General features: G+C 72.0%; 24 protein-coding genes. 15 read left to right on the top strand and 9 right to left on the bottom strand.

Annotated elements, in window-relative coordinates; all coding sequences use genetic code 11:
• Positions 1–2: 2 nt before the first annotated feature.
• The 3 genes from ACYVD5_RS13290 to ACYVD5_RS13280 all read right to left on the bottom strand — a co-directional run bounded on the left by ACYVD5_RS13290 (position 3) and on the right by ACYVD5_RS13280 (position 2,840).
• Positions 3–911 (bottom strand): exodeoxyribonuclease III, encoded by a 909-nt coding sequence (locus ACYVD5_RS13290; RefSeq protein WP_461001321.1) that lies wholly within the window; start codon positions 909–911, stop codon positions 3–5.
• Entirely contained in the window at positions 911–1,948 is a 1,038-nt protein-coding gene (locus tag ACYVD5_RS13285; protein WP_461001320.1) for a tyrosine-type recombinase/integrase, read from the bottom strand. The genes ACYVD5_RS13290 and ACYVD5_RS13285 overlap by 1 nt, the downstream gene beginning before the upstream one ends.
• Before the next feature lie 103 nt (positions 1,949–2,051).
• Positions 2,052–2,840, bottom strand: a complete 789-nt coding sequence (locus ACYVD5_RS13280) for an SDR family NAD(P)-dependent oxidoreductase (RefSeq protein ID WP_461001319.1) — start codon at positions 2,838–2,840, stop codon at positions 2,052–2,054.
• Between the two features lie 56 nt (positions 2,841–2,896).
• Between ACYVD5_RS13280 and ACYVD5_RS13275 the strand changes: the two genes are divergently transcribed.
• Positions 2,897–3,247, top strand: a complete 351-nt coding sequence (locus ACYVD5_RS13275) for an ArsR/SmtB family transcription factor (protein WP_461001318.1) — start codon at positions 2,897–2,899, stop codon at positions 3,245–3,247.
• A 68-nt stretch (positions 3,248–3,315) separates the two neighbouring features.
• On the opposite strand, the gene ACYVD5_RS13270 is transcribed toward ACYVD5_RS13275, so the two are convergent.
• The 3 genes from ACYVD5_RS13270 to ACYVD5_RS13260 form a co-directional block, all read right to left on the bottom strand.
• Positions 3,316–4,659 (bottom strand): DUF418 domain-containing protein, encoded by a 1,344-nt coding sequence (locus ACYVD5_RS13270; protein WP_461001317.1) that lies wholly within the window; start codon positions 4,657–4,659, stop codon positions 3,316–3,318.
• Between the two features lie 937 nt (positions 4,660–5,596).
• On the bottom strand, positions 5,597–5,905 hold the full coding sequence (locus tag ACYVD5_RS13265; protein ID WP_461001316.1) for a putative quinol monooxygenase: 309 nt from the start codon (positions 5,903–5,905) through the stop codon (positions 5,597–5,599).
• A 380-nt stretch (positions 5,906–6,285) separates the two neighbouring features.
• Positions 6,286–8,049 (bottom strand): thiamine pyrophosphate-requiring protein, encoded by a 1,764-nt coding sequence (locus tag ACYVD5_RS13260; protein ID WP_461001315.1) that lies wholly within the window; start codon positions 8,047–8,049, stop codon positions 6,286–6,288.
• A 294-nt stretch (positions 8,050–8,343) separates the two neighbouring features.
• Between ACYVD5_RS13260 and ACYVD5_RS13255 the strand changes: the two genes are divergently transcribed.
• Entirely contained in the window at positions 8,344–8,718 is a 375-nt protein-coding gene (locus ACYVD5_RS13255; RefSeq protein WP_461001314.1) for a DUF4180 domain-containing protein, read from the top strand.
• A 105-nt stretch (positions 8,719–8,823) separates the two neighbouring features.
• Complete coding sequence (locus tag ACYVD5_RS13250; protein ID WP_461001313.1) at positions 8,824–9,975, top strand: FAD-dependent oxidoreductase; 1,152 nt, start codon at positions 8,824–8,826, stop codon at positions 9,973–9,975.
• A 46-nt stretch (positions 9,976–10,021) separates the two neighbouring features.
• On the opposite strand, the gene ACYVD5_RS13245 is transcribed toward ACYVD5_RS13250, so the two are convergent.
• Positions 10,022–10,603: a TetR/AcrR family transcriptional regulator gene (locus ACYVD5_RS13245; protein WP_461001312.1), complete on the bottom strand. Its 582-nt coding sequence runs from the start codon at positions 10,601–10,603 to the stop codon at positions 10,022–10,024.
• A 120-nt stretch (positions 10,604–10,723) separates the two neighbouring features.
• On the opposite strand from ACYVD5_RS13245, the gene ACYVD5_RS13240 reads away from it, so the two are divergent.
• The 4 genes from ACYVD5_RS13240 to ACYVD5_RS13225 all read left to right on the top strand — a co-directional run bounded on the left by ACYVD5_RS13240 (position 10,724) and on the right by ACYVD5_RS13225 (position 13,347).
• The gene (locus ACYVD5_RS13240) at positions 10,724–11,140 is read left to right on the top strand and encodes a VOC family protein (RefSeq protein WP_461001311.1); all 417 of its coding nucleotides are present in this window, start codon (positions 10,724–10,726) and stop codon (positions 11,138–11,140) included.
• 89 nt (positions 11,141–11,229) lie between these two features.
• Entirely contained in the window at positions 11,230–11,934 is a 705-nt protein-coding gene (locus ACYVD5_RS13235) for an SRPBCC family protein (RefSeq protein ID WP_461001310.1), read from the top strand.
• Positions 11,927–12,619 (top strand): DUF4166 domain-containing protein, encoded by a 693-nt coding sequence (locus ACYVD5_RS13230; RefSeq protein WP_461001309.1) that lies wholly within the window; start codon positions 11,927–11,929, stop codon positions 12,617–12,619. Before ACYVD5_RS13235 ends, ACYVD5_RS13230 begins: the two co-directional genes overlap by 8 nt.
• Before the next feature lie 8 nt (positions 12,620–12,627).
• The gene (locus ACYVD5_RS13225; protein ID WP_461001308.1) at positions 12,628–13,347 is read left to right on the top strand and encodes a TetR/AcrR family transcriptional regulator; all 720 of its coding nucleotides are present in this window, start codon (positions 12,628–12,630) and stop codon (positions 13,345–13,347) included.
• Between the two features lie 36 nt (positions 13,348–13,383).
• On the opposite strand, the gene ACYVD5_RS13220 is transcribed toward ACYVD5_RS13225, so the two are convergent.
• Entirely contained in the window at positions 13,384–14,253 is an 870-nt protein-coding gene (locus ACYVD5_RS13220; protein WP_461001307.1) for an alpha/beta fold hydrolase, read from the bottom strand.
• Positions 14,254–14,349: 96 nt separating this feature from the next.
• Here ACYVD5_RS13220 and ACYVD5_RS13215 point away from each other — a divergent pair, with 96 nt between their 5' ends.
• The 8 genes from ACYVD5_RS13215 to ACYVD5_RS13180 all read left to right on the top strand — a co-directional run bounded on the left by ACYVD5_RS13215 (position 14,350) and on the right by ACYVD5_RS13180 (position 21,716).
• Entirely contained in the window at positions 14,350–14,946 is a 597-nt protein-coding gene (locus tag ACYVD5_RS13215; protein WP_461001306.1) for a CGNR zinc finger domain-containing protein, read from the top strand.
• Positions 14,841–15,107 carry a CGNR zinc finger domain-containing protein gene (locus ACYVD5_RS13210; protein ID WP_461001305.1) on the top strand — a complete coding sequence of 89 codons (267 nt, stop codon included), beginning with the start codon at positions 14,841–14,843 and terminating at the stop codon, positions 15,105–15,107. Before ACYVD5_RS13215 ends, ACYVD5_RS13210 begins: the two co-directional genes overlap by 106 nt.
• A 102-nt stretch (positions 15,108–15,209) precedes the next feature.
• On the top strand, positions 15,210–16,565 hold the full coding sequence (locus tag ACYVD5_RS13205) for a dicarboxylate/amino acid:cation symporter (protein ID WP_461001304.1): 1,356 nt from the start codon (positions 15,210–15,212) through the stop codon (positions 16,563–16,565).
• 179 nt (positions 16,566–16,744) lie between these two features.
• Complete coding sequence (locus ACYVD5_RS13200; RefSeq protein ID WP_461001303.1) at positions 16,745–17,191, top strand: VOC family protein; 447 nt, start codon at positions 16,745–16,747, stop codon at positions 17,189–17,191.
• A gap of 272 nt (positions 17,192–17,463) precedes the next feature.
• Positions 17,464–18,375, top strand: a complete 912-nt coding sequence (locus ACYVD5_RS13195; RefSeq protein ID WP_461001302.1) for an ABC transporter ATP-binding protein — start codon at positions 17,464–17,466, stop codon at positions 18,373–18,375.
• Positions 18,372–19,079 (top strand): fluoroquinolone export ABC transporter permease subunit, encoded by a 708-nt coding sequence (locus ACYVD5_RS13190; RefSeq protein ID WP_461001301.1) that lies wholly within the window; start codon positions 18,372–18,374, stop codon positions 19,077–19,079. The genes ACYVD5_RS13195 and ACYVD5_RS13190 overlap by 4 nt, the downstream gene beginning before the upstream one ends.
• A complete protein-coding gene (locus ACYVD5_RS13185) occupies positions 19,079–19,813 on the top strand; it encodes an ABC transporter permease (RefSeq protein WP_461001300.1) in 735 nt (244 codons plus the stop codon). Before ACYVD5_RS13190 ends, ACYVD5_RS13185 begins: the two co-directional genes overlap by 1 nt.
• A gap of 244 nt (positions 19,814–20,057) precedes the next feature.
• A complete protein-coding gene (locus ACYVD5_RS13180; protein WP_461001299.1) occupies positions 20,058–21,716 on the top strand; it encodes a CocE/NonD family hydrolase in 1,659 nt (552 codons plus the stop codon).
• A 61-nt stretch (positions 21,717–21,777) separates the two neighbouring features.
• On the opposite strand, the gene ACYVD5_RS13175 is transcribed toward ACYVD5_RS13180, so the two are convergent.
• Positions 21,778–22,782: a Gfo/Idh/MocA family protein gene (locus ACYVD5_RS13175; protein ID WP_461001298.1), complete on the bottom strand. Its 1,005-nt coding sequence runs from the start codon at positions 22,780–22,782 to the stop codon at positions 21,778–21,780.
• Positions 22,783–22,902: the final 120 nt, after the last annotated feature.

Raw genomic sequence — 22,902 nt, 5'->3', positions numbered from 1 at the left:
CTTCACCTGGATGGGGCGCGCCCCAACGGGCGCGCCGCGGCGGTTGGCTGGGTACTCGGCGACGGGGCATGGTCGTAGGTGACGGTGACGGGCGCGTGGTCGGACCAGCGCAGGTCGTGCGAAGCGGCGCGTTCGACACGGGCCTGCGCCGCGCGTGCGGCCAGTCCGGGCGTGGCGAGGTGGTAGTCGATCCGCCAGCCCGCATCGTTGTCGAAGGCCCGCCCGCGGTAGGACCACCAGGAGTAGGGGCCCTCGCGGTCGGGATGGAGCGTGCGCACAACGTCGCCCAGGCCGGCGTGGTCCAGCAGCCGGGTCAGCCAGGCGCGCTCGCCGGCCAGGAACCCGGAATGGTTGCGGTTGTTGCGCCAGTTCTTGAGATCGGCTTCGCGGTGGGCGATGTTGACATCGCCGCACACGAGCAGGTGCCGGCCCTGCTCGGCGGTCTCGGCTGCACGGCGGACCAGATAGGGCTCCAGCGCGTCCATGAACCGGTGCTTTTCGTCCTGGCGGGCGGTGCCCACGTCGCCGGAGGGCAGGTACAGGCTGGCGACGGTGAGGTCGCCGATGTCGGCTTCGAGATAGCGGCCCGCGGCATCGAACTCGGGGGCGCCGAACCCGATGCGGTGGGCCTGGGGCGGGGTGCGGGTGTAGATGGCCACACCGGAGCGCCCGGGATCGTCCGAGGGGGCGAGCAGCAGATGGTAGCGGCCGTGGTGGGTGAGGGTGCGGGGGAGCTGTTCGGGGCGGGCGCGGGTCTCCTGCAGGCAGATGATGTCGGCGTCGGTGCCGGCGAGCCAGTCGAGCAGTCCTTTGCGGGCTGCGGCGCGCAGACCGTTGACATTGACGGTCGAGATCGTCGTGGGCACGACGGCAAGCGTAGCCAATCGGGTGGTGGGACCGGGTGGCGGCATCAGCCGGCGGGGGACCGGGGGATACCGGAGGTACCGGCGGTGTCCGCGGTCTTGGCCAGGTCGCGCAGCGCCGAGTAGGTGCGGTTGGAACGGGCCGCTTCGCGCTGGGCGGAGGCGGTGGTGTCGATGTAGGTCTGCGACGAGGTGATGGCGGCGTGGCCGAGCAGATGCATGATCTCGGTGACCGAGGCGCCGTCCTCGGCCAACCGGGTGGCGAAGGTGTGGCGCAGAGCGTGCACGAGGGTGCCGCGTGCCACCCGATCGTGGATGCCGGCGTGCTTGTAGCACTGGCGGACCAGGTACTGCAGACCGCCGCGGCGCAGCGCCCGGTTGCGGTTGTCGACGAGAAGCGCGTCCGTGCCGGCCGGGGTAGGGCCGAACCGGGCGGCGCGGCTCGCAAGGTAGTCGTCGATGAGCGCTTCGAGCGGGGCCTCGATCGGCAGGGAACGGGTCGTGCCCCCCTTGCCGTGGACACGGATGCGGCGCTCACCGGGCCGGCCGCCCAACGAGTCGACGGTGAGGTCGAGCATCTCCGCCGAACGCAGCCCCGTGAGCAGCGCCAGCGCCAAAACGGCGAAATCCCGCTGCGGCCAGGGGTCCCGGGCTCGGCGGCATCCGGCGGCCAGCGCAGCCAGAAGCTGTTCGGGGGTGTCCTCGCCGATGAGGGGTTTGGGTTGGTGGGGTTTTGTGCGGGGCCGCGAGACCGCGGACATGGGGTTGCCGTCGGCGAGGTTGTGAGCGACGAGGAACCCGTAGAACCCGTTCCAGGTCGACCAGGCGCGGGTGACGCTGGTGGGGGCGCGGTCGGCGGCAAAAGCGGCGAAAGCATGGCGCAGCAGCGACGGCGACAGGTCGGCCAGGCGCAGCTGCTCGGGCGCGCAGCGTTCGGCATCGGCCAGATGCCCCAGGACAGTGTGCAGATCGCGGCGGTAGGCGGCGATGGTGTTGGCCGAGGGCTTCTCCGTCTGGCGGGCGGTGAGGTATTCGGCGATGGCGTCGCCAACGCGCAACTGCGAGGTGGGGGCCGGGGTGCTCATGGTGTCCAGGATTGCCGATGCACCCGGGGCGCACACGCGTGCGGGGCGCCTGTCGCGGCGCGATGGGCGGGCGTGTGCGCCGGGCGGGGCAGTGGCGCGGGGATCAGGCGAGGTCGAGGCCGCCGTCGACGCCAAGGACCTGGCCGGTGACCCAGGCTCCGGCCGGGTCGGCGAAGTGGGTGATCCAGGTGGCGACCTCGTCGGGGTCGCCACGCCGGCCCAGCGGGATCCGCTCGGCTTCGGCGCGCTCGATCCCGGCGACGGTCTCAGCGCTCAGCCCCGCGGCGGCCAGGGCATTGCTGTAGACGGGCCCGGGCGCCACGGCGTTGACGCGGATACCCTGCGGCGCCAGTTCCAGCGCCCAGCTGCGGGTAAGGGACTCAAGCGCGGCTTTGGAAGCGCCGTAGTGGGCGCCGCCGGGCAGCGGGCGGTGGCCGAAGGTGGAGGACACGTTGACGATGGCGCCCTGGTGCTCGGCGAGGGTTTCGAGGGCGGCGGTGGCCAGCAGGCTGGGTGCGGTGACGTTGAGGGCGAAGAGGCTGTCGATGGTCTCGGCGCGGGTGTCGGCGAGCGGCATCACCGCGGTGGCGCCGGCGTTGTTGACGAGCACATCGAGGCGCTCGTGGGAGGCCAGGACCGCCTCGACGGCGCCGGCGCACGCACCGGGGTCGCGCAGGTCGGCTGGGTGGGCGGTGATGGCCGGGTGGGTGCGCGCGGTCTCGTCGAGGCCTTCGGCGCTGCGGGCGACTCCGATGACGCGGGCGCCGGCGCGGGCCAGGGCGGTTGCGGCGGCGCGTCCGATGCCGGAGGACGCGCCGGTGACCAGTGCAACGCGGCCGGTGAGCGGGCCTGCTTCGGGCCCGGTTTCGGGGCGGGGTGCGGGTGCGGTCATGGCGGAACCCTGTTCATTCTATGTTTGACGAACATCGAACAAACTAGCATGGGTGCATGAGGAACGCTCGCCACCCCGACGTTGAGGACATTTCGCTGGTAGAGGTGATGTCGGCACTGGGCGACCCGGTCCGCCTGGGGCTGGTACGCCTGCTGGCCGGCGGGGGCGAATACGGATGGGGCAGGCTGTGCGCTCCCGTGGCCAAGTCCACCCTCAGCCACCACCTGCGGGTGCTGCGCGACAGCGGCATCACCCGCACCCGCCAGGAGGGTGTGCGCTGCTTCGTGGCGCTGCGCCGCACCGATCTCGACACCCGCTTTCCCGGCCTGCTGAGCGCGGTACTGGAGGCCGCCGAAACCCACGACACCGGCGCACACATCACCCTGCGCGCACCCGGGACCGCCTAATCCGGGTCCGAAGCACCGCCACCGCCCACCCCGCACTCCCGCCGGTGCCGCCGGCCGGCAACCGGCGGTCAGGGAATCCGTTTGGCCGCCCACGACGACACCACGTGCAGCGGCCACTCCAGCGGACCGCGGCCCACGGCCAGCCGCCAAGCGGTGGCCCCGCCCACCGCAGCCACCAGAACGGTCAGCGCCAGATTGTCGGTCGCCCACTGCAGCGGCGTGCCCTGCCACAGGCCGGTCTCGGCCACCCAGATCAGCAGCACATGGCCCACATACACCGTCAGCGCCAACGCACCCACCGACGCCAGCGGGTAGCCCGCCACCCGCAGCGCGGGCTCGGCCAGCAGGCACAGCCCCAGCACCGCGATGGCCACGCCGCCGGCCCCGGCCAGCTCCAACGGGGTGCCGCTGTGCGGCAGCGCGGTCAGCAGCCACACCCAGTCGTTGACGGGCACGGTCCCGGTGAACCCCTCGGCCATGGCCTGGGCGGTATCGCGGTGGCCGCCGTGTTCGGCCATGGCGGCCGCGTTGTAGGTCTGGGACAGGCGTTCGCGGCCGCCCATCACGTTCATCGCGAGCCACGACACCCCGTAGCCCAAGCCCGCCAGCGCGGCGCCGGCGCCCACGAGCCAGGCCCGCACCCGCAGCGAGTGCAGGTCCAACCGCCCGATGGCCAGGCCGGCCAGGACATAGGGCAACCAGGTCAGCGCCGGGTAGGAACCGGTTACCAGCAGGTCGAGGATGCCGCTTCCCGACAGGGCCACCAGCGGGTCGTAGCCGTTGACCGTGGCGACGGGCCCGCTGAGCGGCGCGCCCTCGCCTTCGATCATGCCGCGCAGCCAGAACGACACCAGGGGACCGGCCACCGCGAGTACGGCCGCGCCCCCGGCCACGACCTTCCAGCGCTCGTCGATCAGCGGCACCGCCAGCAGGAAGAAGGCGGCGTAGTAGGCGAGGATCACCGAGACGGGCGTGCCCAGCATGGTCAGGGCGACGCCCAGCGGCAGCATGATCAGGCCGCGGATGACCACGCGCCACAGGGCGATGCCCATGGCGTGGCCCGTAGCGGGGGAGGACCCGCCCGACAGCAGCGCGACGGAGACGCCGGCCAGCAGCGCGAACAGTGCGGCGGAGCGTCCGGAGACCAGGTCGGTGAGGGGGTTGGCGCTGCCGTCGCCCAGGCTCCAGCCCAGGCCGACGTGGACGACGAACATGCCCAGCACCGCCAGGCCGCGGGCGGCGTCGATGCCCACGAGCCGGTGGCGCTGCGGGCGCGCGGCCCGGCCGGCGGCGGCGCGGTCGGGTGAGGTGTCGGCCGGCCGGGTGCCGGCCGCCTCGGATGCGGGTGAGGGCTGCTGCGCGGAGTCGCCTCGGGCATCGCCCTGGGGGGATGTGCTGGTGCTGTTGGACACCTTTCGAGGATCCCCGCAACCGCGACCGAATACAGGGGTTTCGGCGTGTCGTGACCGGTTGTGGCCGATACGGGGGCTCTCGTGGGCCGGAGACAACGCGGGCGGGGGAGTAGGCGTCAATGGCGCCCGGTGTGTCGTGGCCGGCAAGGCACCGCCGGCGCCCCGAACGGGGCCGGGCGGCGTGTCGCCGGGCAGAAGCCATGGTATCGGGGGTGGTAGGCGAGTGGCGAGCGGAGGCGGCCGGGTGTGTCGCCGGCTGTGCTTTGGTCGCTGTCCCGCAGGCAACTCACTCGCAAAGTGCTGCATAACACATTTTATGCATCAAACTTGGGCATAGCGGGTGAATGGGGTGAACGCGGGCCGGTGTGCCGGGCGCCGGGGCAGCCCGGCCGGGGTGTCCGGGAGGCTCCCGCAGGAGGCCGCAGGCGGACTGGGGCGCCACCGGGCCGAGCAACCGAGCCGCAGAGCCGGCGGCCAACGGGTCAACGGCGGGCAATACCGGCAATCCGGCGTTCGGGAAACCGGGGAAAACCGGGAAATCGGACGCTCCGGCGGCCTGAGACGTCCGGATTAGCGCGCCGGCGGTGCCGTCCGCGCGGTTTGCCGGCGAGTTTCCGGACATTGCGAACCGGCCGGCCGCGGGCTTGGCCGCACGGGAACGTGAGCGCCGCCGGCCGGCACATCCACATGCGGTCCGCGCTCCGCCAGGGCCCGCAAAGTCCGGCGTTGCACCCCTTCTCACCCCCGCCACCAAAGCGCCGATAATGCATATTATGTCAAGTTGTGCTTCAATCCACCGCCCCACCGCCCGCTGCGAGCGCTGGATCGCAGCCAAGCTGGACGGCCCTTGACGGCCTGCCCGCGACATCCGGTCCGACGATGGCCCAAACGCACAACGCAGGCCGCCGAGCAGCCGAGACCGCATAGGCCCGTGCCGCTAGCCGCCTGCGCGGACCGGTGAACCGATCACGTCGAACGCGAATCCCCCGAACTCGCCGGAAAGCAGTGGACGAGCCGCCGCCATTGCTTGCTGCACTTCGGGAAGCTCAAGTGACGCCCGGTGAGCCTCTTCCGAGCTCCACAGCTCGGCGACGAACACGGTGTCGGGCTCGTCGGCGGAGACGCCTACCTCGTAAAGCAGGCAGCCGGCCTCGGCAAGCCCGGGCTTCGGACTCGTGAGGTGGGTGATGAGCTCGTCGCGCTTGCCGGGCACGGCGCCCAGGGTGCCAACCTTGGCGTATGTCATGTGCTCACGCTACAACCACGGCGGACGCTGCGCCGGACTCACCCCAAGCCCTCCCCTGAGGTGTGTCGAGCGCCGGCTCTCGGCACGATCTGCCCGACCGCTGTGGCCCAACCGCCCGTTCCCGCACGGGCGCCGGCGGCCTCGGCACGCGACTCCCCCAGCACTGTGCCGGCGCAGGCCAGTGCAGTGCCCTGGGCTGTGCAGCGGTGGGCTCGGCTGCGTTTCCAGCGTTTCCAGCGTTTCCGGCGTTTCCGGCGGTCGCGGCCGGGGGCAACGGGCACCGCTCCCCCGCGCTCCGCCGCGACCGCCGGGCCGCGGTCATGCCGGCGACCGCGGGAATACCGCCGGGGCCGACGGTCGCGGCGGAGCACCGGCGGTGGTCAGACCTTGGGCACGTGCACGCTGACCACGGCCGGTTGGCCGCCGCGGACGGCCTCGATGGCTTCTTTGAGGGTGTCGGCGACCTGGTCGGGGTGGTCGATGGTGCGGCCCCAGGCGCCTCCGGCTGCTTGGGCGATGCCGGGCAGGTCGGCTTCGGGGTCGAAGCCGGTGTTGAAGTCGTCGTTGGTGGCCGCGGCGCCGCCGGGGTGTACGCCCAGGGTGGAGAGCTTGGGCGATTTCCAGCCGCGGTTGTCGAAGATGACGGTGAGCGTGGGCGCGTTGTAGCGGCGCGCGACCCAGTAGGTGGAGGAGGGCACGCCGAAGAGGAAGCTGCCGTCGCCGACGAGGCTGATGACGAGGCTGGCGGGGTGGGCGAGTTTGGCGCCGATGGCGGCGCCGGCGTGCCAGCCCAGGGAGCCGCCGCCGGAGCCGATGAGGCTGTTGGGGCGGGTGGCGCGCAGGTGCTCGTTGACGGTCTGGTAGTTGGAGATGGCTTCGGTGAGGACGATGGTGTCGTCGTCGAGGGTGGCGAGCAGGTCCCGCAGTTGGGCGACGAGGGACTGGGGGGTGATGGTCTCGGGCTCGGGCTGTTCGCGCCGGCTGGTGTCCTGGCGGCGCTCGTCGTGTTCGGCGGCCAGGCGGGTGCGGCGCTGCCGGGTGGTTTCGGTGTCGGGTGCTGCGGCGTCATCGAGGTCGTCGATGCGGGTGCAGATCTGGTCGAGGGCGGTGCGGGCGTCGGCGCGGGAGAAGGTCTCGGCGGGCACGTGCCACAGCGGCATCTGCTCTTTGAGGGGGTCGGTGTCGATGACGAAGATGCGGGCGTCGGGGTGGGGCGGGTTGCTGAGTGGGATCCAGGGGACGTCGGTGTCGATGGCGAGGATGGTGTCGGCTCGGGCGAGGACGGGGTTGGGTTCCTGGGTGTTCCACTGGTAGCCGGCGTGGAGGGGGTGGTCGGCGGGGAAGTTGAGCCGCATGGGGACCGATTCGAGCACAGGGATGGCGAGTTGGTCGGCCAGGCGGACGAGTTGGGTGACGGCGCGCGGGTCGCGGCCGAGGTAGGAGGTGACGATCAGGGGGTTGTCGGCCTGCGTGAGGGCGCGGGTGATGGTGTCGGTGGTGTGGGGGTCGAGGGCGGCGGGGGCGATGGGGGTGGTGCGGCGGAGGTGGTACTGGGGGTTGTCGGCGTGGGCGGGGTCGAGGTGCTGTTCCATGACTTCGCGGGCGCCGACGAGGTAGACGGGGCCGGCGGGTTGGCTGGAGGCGATCTGCATGGCGCGGTGGACGAGTTGTTTGACGTTGGCGCCGGTGCGGATTTCGTTGTCGTATTTGGTGTAGCCGCGGACGATGCCGCGTTGGTCGTGGACGTCTTGGATCCACTGGATGAATTCGTTGCGGCTGCCGGTGTGTTCGCCGTACTGGGTGGCGGGTGAGGCGCCGGCGAAGACGAGGACGGGTGTGCGTCCTTTGGTGGCGTTGTGGAGCATGCCGCCGATGTTCTGGGTGCCGCATTCGACGTGGACGATGACGGCTTGGGGGCGTCCGGTGAGTTGTGCGTAGCCCTGGGCGGCGGAGAAGGCGACGCTTTCGTGGGGGCAGATGATCATTTGGGGGAAGCGGTGGGCGTCGCCGTTGGCGCGGGCGTGGGCGTAGGCCTCGACGATGCCGGGGTGGTCGCTGCCGAGGTTGGCGAAGACGTATTGGACGCCGGTTTCGGTGAGGGCTTCGAGGAATGCGGTGCTGGTGGTGTAGGGCGTTTGGGTCATGGGGGCTAGTCAAGCATCCGGGGTTGGTGGTGTTTGGCCAGGGTGGCGGGGGTGCGGGGGTGTTGTGCGGGTGGCGGTGCGGGCGGGTTGCCGCAGGCGCGGTTGGGTGCCGTGTAATCGTGCTTGTTTCCTTATGATTCCTTATTAGTGTTCGTTTGAAGTATTTTAGGGAGTTCTGGTGCAGTGTGGGGAGGTTGGTGGTGTGCGCATTGGGTCGGCCGCTCCCCCGCGCCGGTCGTGCCGTGATCGCTGCGGTGCTCGCGTGTGCAAGTTCGTGTGAAAGGTGGAGGCGGCGTGGAGGACACCCTTGAGTACCTGTCCGGCGTGCCCGTCCTGGTGTGCGCGCCGCAGGGCGGGCCGGTGGCCGGTGAGCGCGACGCCACCGATCTGATCGGGGCGGCGGCGTGGCGCGGCGCGATGTGGGTGGCGCTGCCGGTGCAGCGGCTCGGTGCGGGTTTTTTCGAGCTGCGCAGCGGTGTGGCGGGTGGTGTTGTGCAGAAGTTCGCGCAGTACGGAGTGGGGTTGGCGGTGGTCGGCGACGTGTCGGGCGAAGTGGCGGTTTCGGAGCCGCTGGGGGCTTTCGTGCGCGAGAGCGACCGGGGCCGCCAGCTGTGGTTTGTGGCCGATACCGAGGAGCTGCGCGGCCGGCTGGCGCGGGTGCGCGGATAAGGTCCGCGAGCCCTGCATTCCGGTCCCGGTGCGGTGTGCGGGGCGGGCGAATGGTCTGCCGGGCCACTGGTGCGGGCTTGGTGAGGGGCCCTACGTTGTATCGGCATGAGACCTCGTATCGCCGTGATCGGTAGTGGCCCCGCCGGCCTTGCCTTTGCCCGCGTCCTGCACCGCCATGGTCACCCTGTCGCAGTCTTCGAGCGCGATTCCGCCCGCGATGCCCGTCCCGCGGGCGGCACGCTGGATCTGCACGCGGGGTTGGGCCAGTTGGCGTTGGAGAAGGCGGGGGTGCTGGCCGGGTTTTGGGAACTGTCCCGGCCGGAGGGCCAGGCCATGCGGATTCTGGACGTGGATGGGTCCGTCTTGCGCGATTGGCGGCCGCGCCCGGGTGCGGATGAGGCGGCCAATCCCGAGATCGACCGCGGGCAGCTCCGTGATCTGCTGCTCGGTCCGGTGGATGTGCAGTGGGGGCGGGCTGCGGCCGAGGTGGTGCCGGGGTCCGGGGATGGTGTGCTGGTTCGGTTCGCCGATGGGCGCCAGGAGGCGTTCGACCTGGTGGTCGGCGCGGACGGTGCCTGGTCCCGGGTCCGTGCGGCGGTGTCGTCGGCGGCGCCGCAGTACACCGGTGTCACCTTGGTCGAGACCTCGCTGGACGACGTCGACAGCCGACACCCGGGTCTTGCCCGGTTGGTCGGCGACGGTTCGGTTGGGGTCTACGGCGTGAACCGCGCGCTGGTCGCCCAGCGCAACAGCGGTGGGCACGTCAAGGTCTACGCGCAGGTGCGTGTGCCGTTGGACTGGCAGGCGGCACCGGCGGATGGGCGGGGGGCCGGGGGCCCGGGTGGTGCTGAGGCCGTGCGGGCGGGGTTGCTGGCGCTGTTCGAGGGGTGGGCCGCTCCGGTTCTCGACCTGCTGCGCCACGGCACGGATTTTGTGCACCGCCCCCTTTACGCACTTCCCGTGTCCCATGCGTGGGATCACGTCGGCGGGGTGACGCTGCTGGGCGATGCCGCCCACCTGATGCCGCCGTTGGGGGTGGGCGCCAACCTGGCGATGTTGGAAGGCGCCGAGCTGGCCGAGTCCGTTGCCGCGGCTTCGGGCTCGGGGGATCTGGACGGGGCCGTGCGCGCTTTCGAGGAACGGATGTGGGCACGGGCCGGTGAGTGGGCGGCGATCACGGCCGAGGGGTTGGCGCGCCTGGTGAGTCCGGATCCTTCCCAGGCCTTGGCGCTGTTCGACGAGGTGCAGCCGTCCTGAGAGCCGGGCGCGGGCTCGCGGGTGCCGGGGGCGGCTCGCCCCGGGGTCACTCGGTTTCGGGCAGGACGGTGTCGACGAGGTCGTCGATGATCCGGGGGAAGCCGGTCTCCTGCCAGGCCTCGGGCAGGGTGAGGTGTTCGGTGATCAGTCCGCTCATGGCCAGGTAGAGGGCGATGGCGCTGCGGCGCCCGCCGGGGTAGCCGCCGTGGACGTGGAAGTCGATGTTGCCGGTGACGCCGTCTGCGATGGCCGCTGTCAGGGCGTGGCGGACCTCGGGGCGGCGGGTTCCTTCCAGGCGCAGTTCCAGCAGGGCGAGGTAGCCAGCGGGGTCGTTGGTGACGCGGTCGAAGAGGTCGTGCATGGCGGTGCGTACCGCGTGGCGGGTGGGGGCGGGTGCGGTCAGTTGGGCCATGCGTTCGGGGGCGGGGGCCAGGCGCTGGTGGATGTGGGCGCCGGCTTGGGCGAGCAGGGTGTCGCGGTCGGGGAAGTAGTTGGAGGCGGTTCCGGGGGGCACGGCGGCGGCGGTGTCGAGGGCGCGGAAGGTCAGTCCGCGTGCGCCGTGTGCGGCGAGGACGTCGATGGCGGCGTCGAGGAGTGCCTTGCGGCGGGGTGTGTTGGTCCGGGCCATGGTGGGTGCTCCAGGAAAAACCGATGGCTGTAGTACTCCATCTATAGTACTTTCCGCGTAGTGGTTTCCGATGGTCGTTGTCGGCCGCGTCGGAGGAAGCCGATCCGAAAAGGGGCGTGTATGCAGGCCAAGAGCCATGTCGGTTTCGCGCTGTCGGTGGTTGATCCGACCGGGTGTGCGCGGTGGTTCGCCGAGCATTTCGGGTTCGAGGTCACCGCCGACATCGGCTGGTACGTCAACACCGTCTCGGCCGATCTGGCGGCGGTGAGCCTGGACTTCGTGCAGCGCGACCACGAGTCGTGGCCCGAGGCGATCCGCGGGCGCGGGGTGTCCGGGGCGATGGTGGCCTTTCTCGTCGAGGATGTCGATGCCGAGGCGCGCCGCCTGCGCGGCGAAGGGGTCGAGTTCGCGCGGGAGGTGGTCACTGAGCCGTGGGGGCAGCGGCGCTGCCAGGTGCTCGGTCCCGAGGGGGTGGTGGTGGAGGTGCTGCAGTTGACCGAACCCGATCCGGAGTGGATGGCCGCCAACGGTTTGTGAGGTGGTTGGGGCCGCCGTCTTGAGCGGACGCTCAAAAGGCTTTACGCTGAATTGAGCGTCCGCTCAAACCCCGTTCCGGGAGGCCGGCTGTGCCCCGTTCCCTCTACATCGCCACCACCATCGCCGCAGGGCCGGAGACGGTCTGGCGGCGCACCCGCGACCCCGGCCAACACCAGCGCTGGGACCTGCGCTTCACCTCCATCACCGGCCTGGACGGCGGCGACGACGGCGCCCAGCACTTCTGCTACGCCACGCGCCTGCTACCCGGGCTGACCATCGCCGGCACCGGCACCACCGCCGCCGAGCGCACCCGCGCCGACGGCGTGCGCACCTCGGCGCTGCGCTTCGGCTCGGCGCATCCGTTGAGCCCCATCGCCGAGGGTGCCGGCCACTGGCGCTACACCCCGGTCCCCGGCGGCGTCGACTTCGCCACCGGCTACCACTACCGGCCGCGCTGGGGCCGGGCCGGGCGCGTCGCCGATGCGTGGGTGGTGGCCCCGTTGATGGGTTGGGCCACTGCTTGGTCCTTCGACCGGCTGCGGCTGTGGTGCGAACGCGGTACCGCTCCCGAGCGGTTGCGCAACCTGGCACTGGCCGAGGCCGCCGCCCGGGTGGCGGTGGTGGCGGCCGCGGCGCCGGCCCTGCCGGCCTGGATGCTGCCGGTGGTGGCCGTTGCTGCGGTGGCGCTGCCTCCGGCGCCGGGGGTGCCCGCGGCGCGCCGCTGCCGGCGCCGCCCGGGTGCGTCTGCGGCTGCGCCGGCGGTTCCCGCCGCCGCGGGGGTGGGCGGTGAGTAGCGCGCCCGCTCCCCCGTTGTTCGTCCGTGCGATGGGTTCCGACTTCGACCGGTTGCATCCGCAGTTGCAGCGGCGCTTCTCGGTGGGGTTGGCCGATGGCCGGGCGTGTGTCGGCCGCGGCGTCATGCACCGTATTTGGCACGGGCCCGGGTGGATCCGGCCGTTTCTTGCGGTGGGGGCCCTGCGCAACATCCTGGTGCCCGAGGCGGGCGAGAACGTGGGCTTCACCATCGAGAACGTCCCCTACCGCGACTCCTTCGGCCGCGAGGCCCTGACCTTCGCCCGCACCTTTGCGTTTGCGCGCCGGCTGCGGCGCTTCGACGCCACGATGGTCTACAGTTCCCAGCGCGGCTGCATCGTCGACTACCTGGGCACCCACCAGCATCTGGCCACCGATCTGCACGCGCGCGCCGACGAGGAGGGCGCCCTGGTGATCGAGTCGGGGCCGGTGCGGCTGCGGGAAGGCCCGGTGGATGCGGGTGTGCCGGGGGCGGTGTCGGGCCGGGCGCGGGTGCGCGAGTCCTACGATCCGGCGCAGGGGTGCTTTGGCATCAGTGTGCGGGTGGACAACCCGGTGGTGGGGCCGCTGTTCGGCTATGAGGGCTGGTTCCGCGCCTCGTATACCGATGCGGCCGAAATGGGGCGGGCCCGGGTGCGCCCGCGGCGCGAGGAGCGGCGCGTATAGTGCGGCCCATGAGCCAGGACACCCGCACGCGGCTGCTTTCCGGGGCGTTGCAGACCCTGGTTGCCAACGGTATCGCCCACACTTCGGCGCGCACCATCGCCGCGACCGCCGGGGTCAACCAGGGGTTGGTGTTCTACCACTTCGGCACGGTCGATGACCTGCTGGCCGAGGCGTGCCGTTTCGGCGCCCAGCAGCGGGTCGAGCACCACCGCGAGCGTTTCGCCGCCGTGCAGAGCCTTGATGAGCTGGCGGAGTTGGGGCGGGTGGTCCATGCCGAGGAGCGTGCGGCCGGGCATGTGGCCACGTTGGGCCAGTTGCTGGCCGGGGCCCAGTCCAATCCGCGCCTGGCCGAGGCCACCGCGGCCGGGCTGGAGTTGTGGATCGCGGAGTTGGAGGCCGTGCTGGAGCGGGTGATCGAGCGCGGTCCGATGGGCGGGCTGGTCGACGTGGGCGGTTTGGCGCGGGCGATGGCCGCGGGGTTTGTGGGGTTGGAGCTGTACGAGGGCGCCGATTCGGCGGGCGCCGACCGGGCGTTTGCCTCGTTGGAGCAGTTGGGCGAGGCGGTTGCGGTCGTGGAGGAGTTGGGGCCGCTGGCGCGGCGGGCGCTGCGCGCGCGCCTGCAGCGGGCCCGCGCCCGCCCGCGGCCCGCCGCGGCCTCCCAGCAGCCCCATCCCCGATCGCAGCCGCAACGGGAGCCGGAGCCGGAGCAGGAGTCGGCCGGCGGGTGAGCTTTGCGGGCCATGCGTCGGCGGCGGTTCTGCCGGTTAGCAATCAGCCCTGGCCGCTGAGGTGGCGCTCGGTTGGCCGATGGCGTTGAGGGCTGCGGCGACGACGGTTTCGGGGCTGTCTTCGAGGAGCAGGTGACTGGCCTCGGCGACGGTCTGGAAGGTCGCGTGGGGAATCCGGTCGGCGAGGCGGCGCCCCTTGTCGATGGGGACCCAGGTGTCGTTCTCGCCCCAGAGGATCGCCACAGGGCAGCGGATCTCGGTGTAGCGGTCTTGGATCTCGTCGGTGTGCCGGTCGTCCATCTGGGCGATCTGGCGGTAGAACGCGGGCTGGCCGACCTCCCCGAGCCACGGCTGAAGGTAGCGGCGCATCTCCTGCTCGGAGAGCGTGCGGTGTACGGCGCCGGCGATGTAGGCGCGCAGGATCGCTTCGTGGATGTAGCCGGGCAACTCGATGAATGCGTCGGGGTGCCGGCGGGAGGTCTGTACGAGCGCGGAACCGTGCGGGCTTAGTGCGACAGGGTCGATCAGTGTCAGGGTGCGGTAGTCCCGCCGGTCGAGCAGGTGCGTGCGCAGAGCGGTCGTGCCCCCGAAGTCGTGGGCGACGACGTCGGGTCGGTCGATTTCCCAGTGGTCGAGCAGGGCGGCGAACAGTTGGTTCTGGATACCCAGGGAGACGTCCTGGCCGTGCTGCTGGTGGGAGCGGCCGTAGCCGAGCAGGTCGAAGTAGTAGACCCGGCGGTGGGCGGCGAGGTGTGGTGCGATGCGCCGCCACACCACCGAGGAAAACGGGGTGCCGTGCAACAGGACCATCGGTTCTCCCGTGCCCATTGTCCCGTAGCGGACCTCTTGGCCGTGGAAGTCGAACGTTTCGGGCAGGTCCCAGTCGGTGGCGTCGGATGTTTCCACGGTAACTAACCTCTTTTTGTCGTAGTTCGGTTAGTTCGCTAGCATTGGGGCTATGCCGCGCACTGTCAACCCGGCCGCTACCCCGAGGAGGAGCCGATGAGGACGTGGTCCAACGCGTCCTTTGTCGGCGGCGATCCCGTACTCGACTTCGTCAACACCGCCGGCGGCCGCACGAAGGCCCGCGACTCCGAGCGCTTGCACCGGTTCGTGGACGCTCTCGAGTGGGCGCACGCGGTCGGGGTCCTCGACCAGGCCGAGCGGGACCGGCTGGTGGCCCGAGCCGACCATGATCCCGCCGAGGCGGAGCAGGCACTGGAAGAGTTGCGCGAGCAGCGGGAGGCCCTGCACGCGTTCCTGCTTGCCGGTGTGCAGGGCACCGGGTTGGACGCCGGAGTCCGGCAGCGGGTCCACTCGGACATCGCAACGGCCTACCGCGAGGCCGAACCATCCGAGTACTTCCGCACCCACCCGGCGTGGGTCGTCGACGTCACCGCCGCCGGAGCGCGGCTCCTGTCGCGACGGCTGGCGCTGGCCGCGGCGAGGCTTCTTGCCAGTGACCAGCGCGCTCAGCTCAACGTCTGCGGCCGATGCTCGTGGCTCTTCCTCGATCCGTCGCCCACCCGCCGGCGACGCTGGTGCTCCATGGCCACCTGCGGCAACCGCGCCAAGGCTCAGCGCCACCAGCAAGAATGAGCGGCGAGGGCCGGTGGGTTTTCCGCGACCGCTCCCCCGCCAACTCGGGCGGTCGGTGCAGCGTGCTGATCTGCGGGGCCCGCCGCAAGATGCGCTCCCACCGCACCCGCGCCGCCCGGGCCGGCCGGGCCGGTGGCGCGGGCGGGGTGTCAAGTCGGTAGCGATACGCGCCCGCGGTGTGGCAGTGCGCGCCGGGGCGGGAAGTCACCAACGCAAGGCGGCGCCCCCGCCGCCGGGTTCCCAACGCAAAGGACGCGTGTGACATGGCCGAGCTGCCGTCGAGGAAGAGGAGGTCGCTGTGGCGGCGCTACCTCGACTTCCCGCTGATCTGGAAGCTGGCGATCGGACTGGTGGCCGGCGCGGCCGTGGGGCTGGTCGTCGGCGAGCCCGCCGCAGCGCTGCAGCCGCTGGGCGAGGTGTTCCTGCGGCTGCTGCAGATGCTGGTGATGCCGCTGGTGGTGGTCACGCTCATCGCGGGCGTTTCGGCGATCACCCCGGCGCGGTTGGGCGGTATCGGGCTGAAGGTGCTGGTGTTCTACCTGGCCACCTCGGCGGTGGCGATCACGGTGGGGCTGGTGCTGGCGCTGGCCGTGTCCCCCGGCACCGGGCTGCGCTCGCCCGGCCAGGCCGGCGAGCGGCCCGAGCCGGCGCCGCCGGTGACCGAGACGCTGCTGGGCATCATCCCGGAGAACCCGTTCGCCGCATTGGCCGAAGGCAACGTGCTGGCGGTGATGTTCGCGGCGATCGCGGCGGGGATCGCGCTGGCGTTCATGCGCAGCAGCGGCGAGGAGCGCATCCGGGGGTTGGGCGAGTTGCTGCGCCGCGGTGTTGACGCGGGCGTGGAGCTGGTGTTCCTGGTTGTGCGGGGGGTGCTGCAGTACTCGCCCATCGGCGTGTTCGCGCTGATCGCGGCGGTGATGGCCGAGACGGGTCCCCAGGCGCTGCTGCCGCTGGCCAAGCTCACCGGGGTGGTCTATGGCGGGGTGGCCGTGCAGATCGGGGTCTATGTCGCGGTGCTGGCGCTGCTGCGCATCGGGTTGGGGCGCTTCTTCAGCGCCGCCCGCGATCCGATGGTGATGGCCTTTGCCACGCGCTCCAGCAGCGGCACCCTGCCGGTCTCCACCCGCGCGGCGCGGCGCATGGGCGTCGACGAGGGGGTTTACGGGTTCACGCTGCCGCTGGGGGCCACCGTCAACATGGACGGTACGGCGATCTATGTGGGTGCGGCCACGGTGTTCGTGGCCAACGTCGCCGGGGTCGAGTTGACGTTGAGCCAGTTGGTGATGGTGGTGCTGGTGGGGGTGCTGGCCTCGGTCGGTACCGCCGGGGTGCCCGGTGCGGGGCTGATCATGCTGTCGCTGGCGGTGTCGCAGGCGGGGCTGCCGTTTGCGCCGGTGGCGCTGGTGGCCGGTATCGACGCGGTGCTGGACATGGTGCGCACCATGTGCAATGTGACCGGTGATCTGACCGCCACGCGGGTCATCGCCGGTACCGAGCGAGGCATGGTCCGCGACCCGGATGCGCGGGCCGGCGGCGAGGCCGGCGGCGGTGGACCGGCAGAGCCGGCGCCCGCGGCGGGTCCCGCGTCTCCGCCGCCGGGGCCCCAACGGCCCGGTTAGCGGCGGCGCGGCGGGGCGGGGCGGGCTTGGTGGGCCGGCCCTGCCCGGTCCCGCAGGGGCGGGGGTGTGGCCGTTGCGCCGGGCGGCGCCGGGCGGTAGACATCAGTGGTTCAACACCGCGGGGCCGGTGATCGCGGCCGGGCGCCCGGCGGTGCCATCCGGTTGCGAATGGGGAGTGCATGGCGCTGCACTGGAAGCTCGTCATCGACTGCACCGAGGCCAACGCCTTGGCGGGGTTCTGGGCCCGGGCACTGGGCTATGTTGCCGAGGACAACAGCGCCTTGATCGAGCGGCTGCTGGCCGATGGGCTGATCGGCGCGGAGGTGCTGGCCGAGGTCGAGGGGCGGCGGGTGTGGCGGGACTTGGCCGCCATCCGCCATCCCGACGATCCCGTCGATGCCGCGACGGGGATCGGCCAGGGCCGGCGGTGGCTGTTCCAGGCCGTGCCCGAGCCCAAGTCGGCGAAGAACCGGCTGCACGTGGACCTGCATGCGGGCCCCGAGCGCGAGGCTGAGGTGGAGCGGTTGGAGGGGCTGGGGGCCGCGGTGCCGGCGCGCGTGGATGAGCCCGGCACCGTGCACGTGGTCATGGCCGACCCGGAGGGCAACGAGTTCTGTGTGCAGTGACGGCCCCGGCCTGTGGTGGGCGGGGCGCCGGCGGGGCGGGGAGCGCACCAAGGAATCGCGAATCACGGAATATTCAAAACTAATTGAAACTTCGCGTCGGGGGGTCTAGGCTGCGTGCCGTAAGCGTTTCCGCACGCACCTGAGGAGCCCGCCTTGTACCCGACCACGGACCCGATTTTGCGCCCTGCGGCGCCCGGGCACCTGCACGGCCACCGCGCAGGTGCCCGGCCCGCCGCCACCACCGGCGCACCCGCGGGCGGGTCACCGTGCATATGACCCGGCCCGACGCCCGGCCCGCGGCCGATGGCACCGCGGCGCCGCCGGTCATCGAGGTGGCCGGCCTCGCCTACCGCTACCCCAAAGCCGACCGCGACGCCGTGCGCGAGATGACGTTCTCGGTGCGCAAAGGCGAGGTGTTCGGCTTCCTCGGCCCCAGCGCGGCCGGCAAGTCCACCACCCAGAAGATCCTCACCGGCCTGCTCACCAACCCGCGCGGCAGCGTGGCGGTGTGGGGGCGTTCCCCGGCCGAGTGGGGCAACGCCTACTACGAGCACATCGGCGTCTCCTTCGAGCTGCCCAACCACTACCAGAAGCTCACCGCACGCGAGAATCTCGACTTTTTCGCCTCGCTGTACCCGGGGGCCACCGAGGACCCCGGCGCGCTGCTGGAGCGGGTGGGCCTGGCCGATGACGCCCACACGCGGGTGGGCCGCTTCTCCAAGGGCATGCAGGCGCGGCTGACGTTCGTGCGCGCCCTGCTCAACCGGCCCGACCTCGTCTTCCTCGACGAGCCCACCTCCGGGCTGGACCCGCGCAACGCCCGCGTGGTCAAGGACATGGTCGCCGAGCTGAGCGAGCAGGGCCGCACCGTCTTTTTGACCACCCACGACATGGCCACCGCCGAGGAATTGTGCGACCGGGTGGCCTTCGTCGTCGACGGGCGCATCGCCGTGCTTGACTCCCCCGAGGAGCTCAAGCTGGCGCGCAGCCGCCGCAGCGTGCGGGTGCGCTACCGCACCGGCGAGGACGACGCGCTGGCCGAGGCCGAGTTCGCCTTGGACGGGATGGCCGACGACGCCGAGCTGCACCGGCTGCTGCGCTCGGTGCGGGTGGAGTCGGTGCACAGCCAGGAGGCCAACCTCAACGACGTGTTCGTCGAGGTCACCGGGCGGAGCCTGGCATGAGGGCGCTGGCGGGCACCGTGCGGCTGGAGTTGCGGCTGCAGCGGCGCTACGGTTTTGTCTACGCGGCGGTGTTTTCGGCCGCGGTGTGGCTGGCGGTGCTGCTGCCCATGCCGCTGCACTACCGCGAGATCGCGGCCCCCTACATCCTCATCGGCGACCTGGCCATCGTTGCGTTCTTCTTCATCGCCGGGTCGGTGTTCTTCGAGAAGGGCGAGCGCACCCTCTATGCGCTGGTGGTCACCCCGCTGACGTTCTGGCACTACATCAGCGCCAAGCTCATCACCCTGACCGTGCTGAACCTGGCGGTGAGCCTGCTGGTGCTGGTCCCGGCGCACGGGCTGGACTTCGGCCTGGGCCGGGCACTGGTGGGCACGGCCCTGGCCGCGCTGGTGTTCCTGCTGGTCAGCTTCGCCACCTCGGCCGTCTATCCCGGCATCAGCGACTGGCTCATCCCCTCCAGCATGTGGCTGACGCTGCTGCTGGCGCCGCTGATCGACTTCTCCGGACTCTGGGAGCACCCGGTGTTCTACGTGCTGCCGACCTACGGCCCGCTGCTGCTGTTCGGCGCGGCCTTCGGCCAGGCCTCTCCCGCGGCCTGGGAGTACGCCTATGCCGTGGCCTACCCGCTGGTGTGGACCGCGCTGCTGCTGGTGGTGGCGCGGCGGGTGTTCTTCAGCCACATCGTCGCCGGGAAGGGGCAGTGATGGGCGCCGCTCTGGCCGCATTCGGCCGCAACGACCTGATCGGGCTGCGCCGCGACCCGCTGCTGCGCATGCTCGTCATCGCCCCGTTCGTCTACGGCGCCATCGTGCGCTTCCCGGTGCCGCCGCTGACCGACATGCTCCAGCAGCGCTACGGCTTCGACCTGGTGCCCTACTACCCGCTGATCGTGTCGCTGTTCCTGGTGCTGGGCACGATCGCGATCCTGGGCTCGATCACCGGGCTGATGCTGCTGGAGGAGAAGGAGACCGGCACCCTGGTCGCGCTGCGGGTGAGCCCGGCGCCGCTGTGGCTGCTGGCGGCCTACCGCGCCGCACTGGTGGTGGCCGTCAACACCGGCTACGTCGCGGTGATGGTGTGGGTGAGCGGCCTGGTGCCGCTGTCGCAGCTGGGCGGAGTACTGGCCTCGGGACTGTGCGCCGGGTTCACCTGCGCACTGCTGGGCCTGGCCATCGCCACCGTGGCCCGCAACAAGGTCGAAGGGCTGGCCATCCTGCGGGCGGCCGGCATCGTGCTGCTGGGCCTGCCGGTCCTGCCCTACTTCTTCGGCACCTGGGAGTGGGTCTTCGGCCTGCTGCCCTCCTACTGGCCGGCCAAGATCTTCTGGGTCAGCGCCGAAGGGGGAAACGTGTGGCCCTACCTGCTGGCGGGGGTGGCCTACAACGCCGCGCTGTGCGCGCCGCTGCTGCGCGCCTTCGCCCGCGCCCGCCCCCAGTGACTCCCCTGGCCGGTTGCCCATTGCCCAACACGGGGCGAACGCCGCAATCGACCGGCCCCGCCCCGTGCGGTGCCGGGCCCGGTCGGCGGCTGGGGACCGGGGAACGGGTGCGGCGCGCACACGGCGGCGGTGCACTAGCCACCATCATCTGAGTGTTCAGAAAATTCCGAACATTGGGTATAGGATGTGAATGGGGGTACCCGCGCCCCTTGCCGCCGCCCCGCCCGCGACCCCAGGAGCCGCCATGTCCCTGTTCAGCAGCCGCGACGGCTGGCGGGCCGGCCTGCCGCCCGTGCGCAGCCCGCGCATCCGCACCCTGCGGGCCCTGGCCATCCCCCTGCCCGGCGGCGGGCGCCTGCTGGCCGACCGCCACCACCCCGCCGACGACGCGCGCGCACCCCTGGTGCTCATGCGCACCCCCTACGGCCGCCGCGCCACCACCTGGATGGCCCGCCTCATCGCCAAACGCGGCTACCAGGTCCTGGTCGTGGGCACCTCCGGCACCGCCGGATCCAGCGGCCGCTTCGCCGGATGGCTGCTGGACGAACACGAACCCCGGGCCATCATGGACTGGCTGCGCACCCGGCCCTGGTTCAGCGGCGCACTGGCCACCTGGGGCGCCAGTTTCCTCGGCTACACCCAGTGGCAGATGGGCACAGAACCCGTCGCCGAATGGCGCGCCGCACTCATCCAGGACGCACCGCCCGACGTCGGCTCCTTCATGTACCCCGGCGGCGTTTTGGCCCTGGACGACTGGCTGCGCTGGGCCCAGCAGACCCGCGCCCCGGCCAAAACCGGCCGCGACCCCTCCCTGCTGCGCGGCGCCGCCGCACTGCTGCCCGCCGCCCTGCGCGGCACCCGCGCCACCGACCACCTGCCGGTCACCGGCGCCGACCGCGTCCTCGCCGGCGAAACCATCGACTTCTTCCAGGACTGGATCCGCCACCGCCGCCGCGACGCACCGCTGTGGGCGGCCATGGACCACACCGCCAACGCCGCCCACCTGCCTCCGATCGTGCACCTGTCCGGAGGCTGGCACGACCCGTTCCTGCCCGGTGTGCTGGCCGGCGACGCGGCGCTGCGCTCGGGCGCCGCCGGCGCCCAGCGCCACGTGCGGCTGCTGATCGGGCCCTGGACCCACGGCTGGGGGCTGTTCACCCGCACCTACATGAGCGAGGCCTTCGCCGTCTTGGACCATGCGCTGCGCGGGCACGGCCGCCTGCCCGCGGCACCGGTGCGGCTGTGGGTGGGCGGCGCCGGCCGCTGGCAGGAGCACGGGCAGTGGCCGCCGCCCGGCCACCCGCCCGCGGCCTTGCACCTGCAGCCCGGCGGCGGACTCGGCCGCCGCGAACCGCCGCGGTGCGCGCCCACCCCGCTGCGCTACGACCCCGCCGACCCGACCCCCTCCGTGGGCGGCCCCACCCTGCACGGCGGCGGTCCCAAGGACAGTCGGCCGCTGCTGGACCGCCCCGACACCGCGGCCTTTGCCGGCCCCGAACTCGACGAGGGCCTCGAAGCCGTCGGCGAGGCGGTCGCCGAGGTGCACGTGCGCACCGCCCTGCCCCACGCCGACATATTCGTGCGGGTCTGCGACATCGGCCCCCGGGGCGCATGGACCCACGTGTGCGACGGCATCGTGCGGCTGGACGGCACCGACCCCGAGGTCGGCACCGGCACCGATACCGAGCGGTTGGCGCGGGTGCACCTGTGGCCGCTGGCCCACCGGTTCGAGCGCGGCCACCGCATCGGCGTGCTCATCGCCGGCGGCGCCCACCCGCGCTTCGAACGCAACCTGGGCACCGGCGACCAGTTGGGCACCGCCGTGCGCGCCAACGACATGGCGATCCTGCACGACCCCCAGCACGCCTCGGCGCTGCTGCTGCCCCTGCGCGCCGGAGCCTGACCCGGCCCCGCACCCGCCCCGACCGGGCCGCGCACCCGGCGGGGCGGGGGTGCAGCGGGCGCTAGGGCTGCTCGCCCGGGTAGGACACTGCGATGCGCGCGCGCACCGCATCGAGGGCCTCGGCGATGTGCAGACTCTCCTGCCAGGGCATCAGCGGACTCTCGCGGGCCGATTCACCCAGGCGCCGGTGCACCTCCATCACCTCGTACTCGAACCCGTTGGCGGTGTGGGGGAAGGAGAACTCCTCGGCTTCGGCGCCCTCGCGGCGCAGCACCAACCCCGTAGGGCAGAACCAGTCGGCCAGCCCGATGCTGCCGTGGGTGCCCACGATGTCGGCGCGGCGCGGCAGGGCCGACTCGATCGAGCACCCCAGCAGCGCCAGCGCGCCGCTGCTGCCGGTCACCGCCATCGCCACCTGCGCGTCCACACCCGTGGGCGCCTTGGTGGCCTGGGCCTGGACGTCGGTGAACTCGCCCAGGAACATCGACGCCAAGGCGACGGGGTAGACACCCACGTCCAGCAGGGCGCCGCCGGCGAGGTCGGGCGCATACAGCCGGTGGGCGGGGTCGTAGTCGGTGCGGACCCCGATACCGGCCGAGACCATGCGGACCTCGCCGATGGCGCCCTCGGCGACGAGTTCGCGGACCTTGGCGGTGGCGGGGGCGAACCGGGTCCACATGGCTTCCATGAGGAACCGGTCGTTGCGTTTGGCGGCGTCGATCATGGCGGCGGCTTCGGCCGCGTTGACCGCCAGCGGTTTCTCGCACAGTACGTGGCGGCCGGCTTCCAGGCACAGCATGGTGGCCTGGTGGTGGACGTTGTGCGGGGTGGCGACGTAGACGACGTCGACCCCGCCGTCGGCGGCGAGGTCGGCGTAGGAGCCGTGGACGCGGGGGATGTCCCAAGCGGCGGCGAAGCGGTCGGCGGTCTCGGGGCTGCGCGAGCCCACCGCCACCACCTCGGCCTCGGGCACGGCGCGCAGCCCGGCCATGAACCGGTGCGCGATCGCCCCGGTGCCCAGGATGCCCCACCGGACAGGGGGGAGAGGGGAGTTGTCGTTGGTCACCGCAGCAGACTAATGCAGGCCGTGCTGCCGGGAACCTGCGGGCCCCGGCGCCAGCGGACCCCCGCAGGCGCCGGGGCGCCCGGTCGGCTCAGCGCCGCCGCCCGGCCCCGCGCGGCCGGC

The organism is Streptomonospora sediminis, from assembly GCF_054778995.1.
Note: the sequence above shows the minus strand (reverse complement) of the source record. Positions and strands in the feature narration are given on the sequence as shown.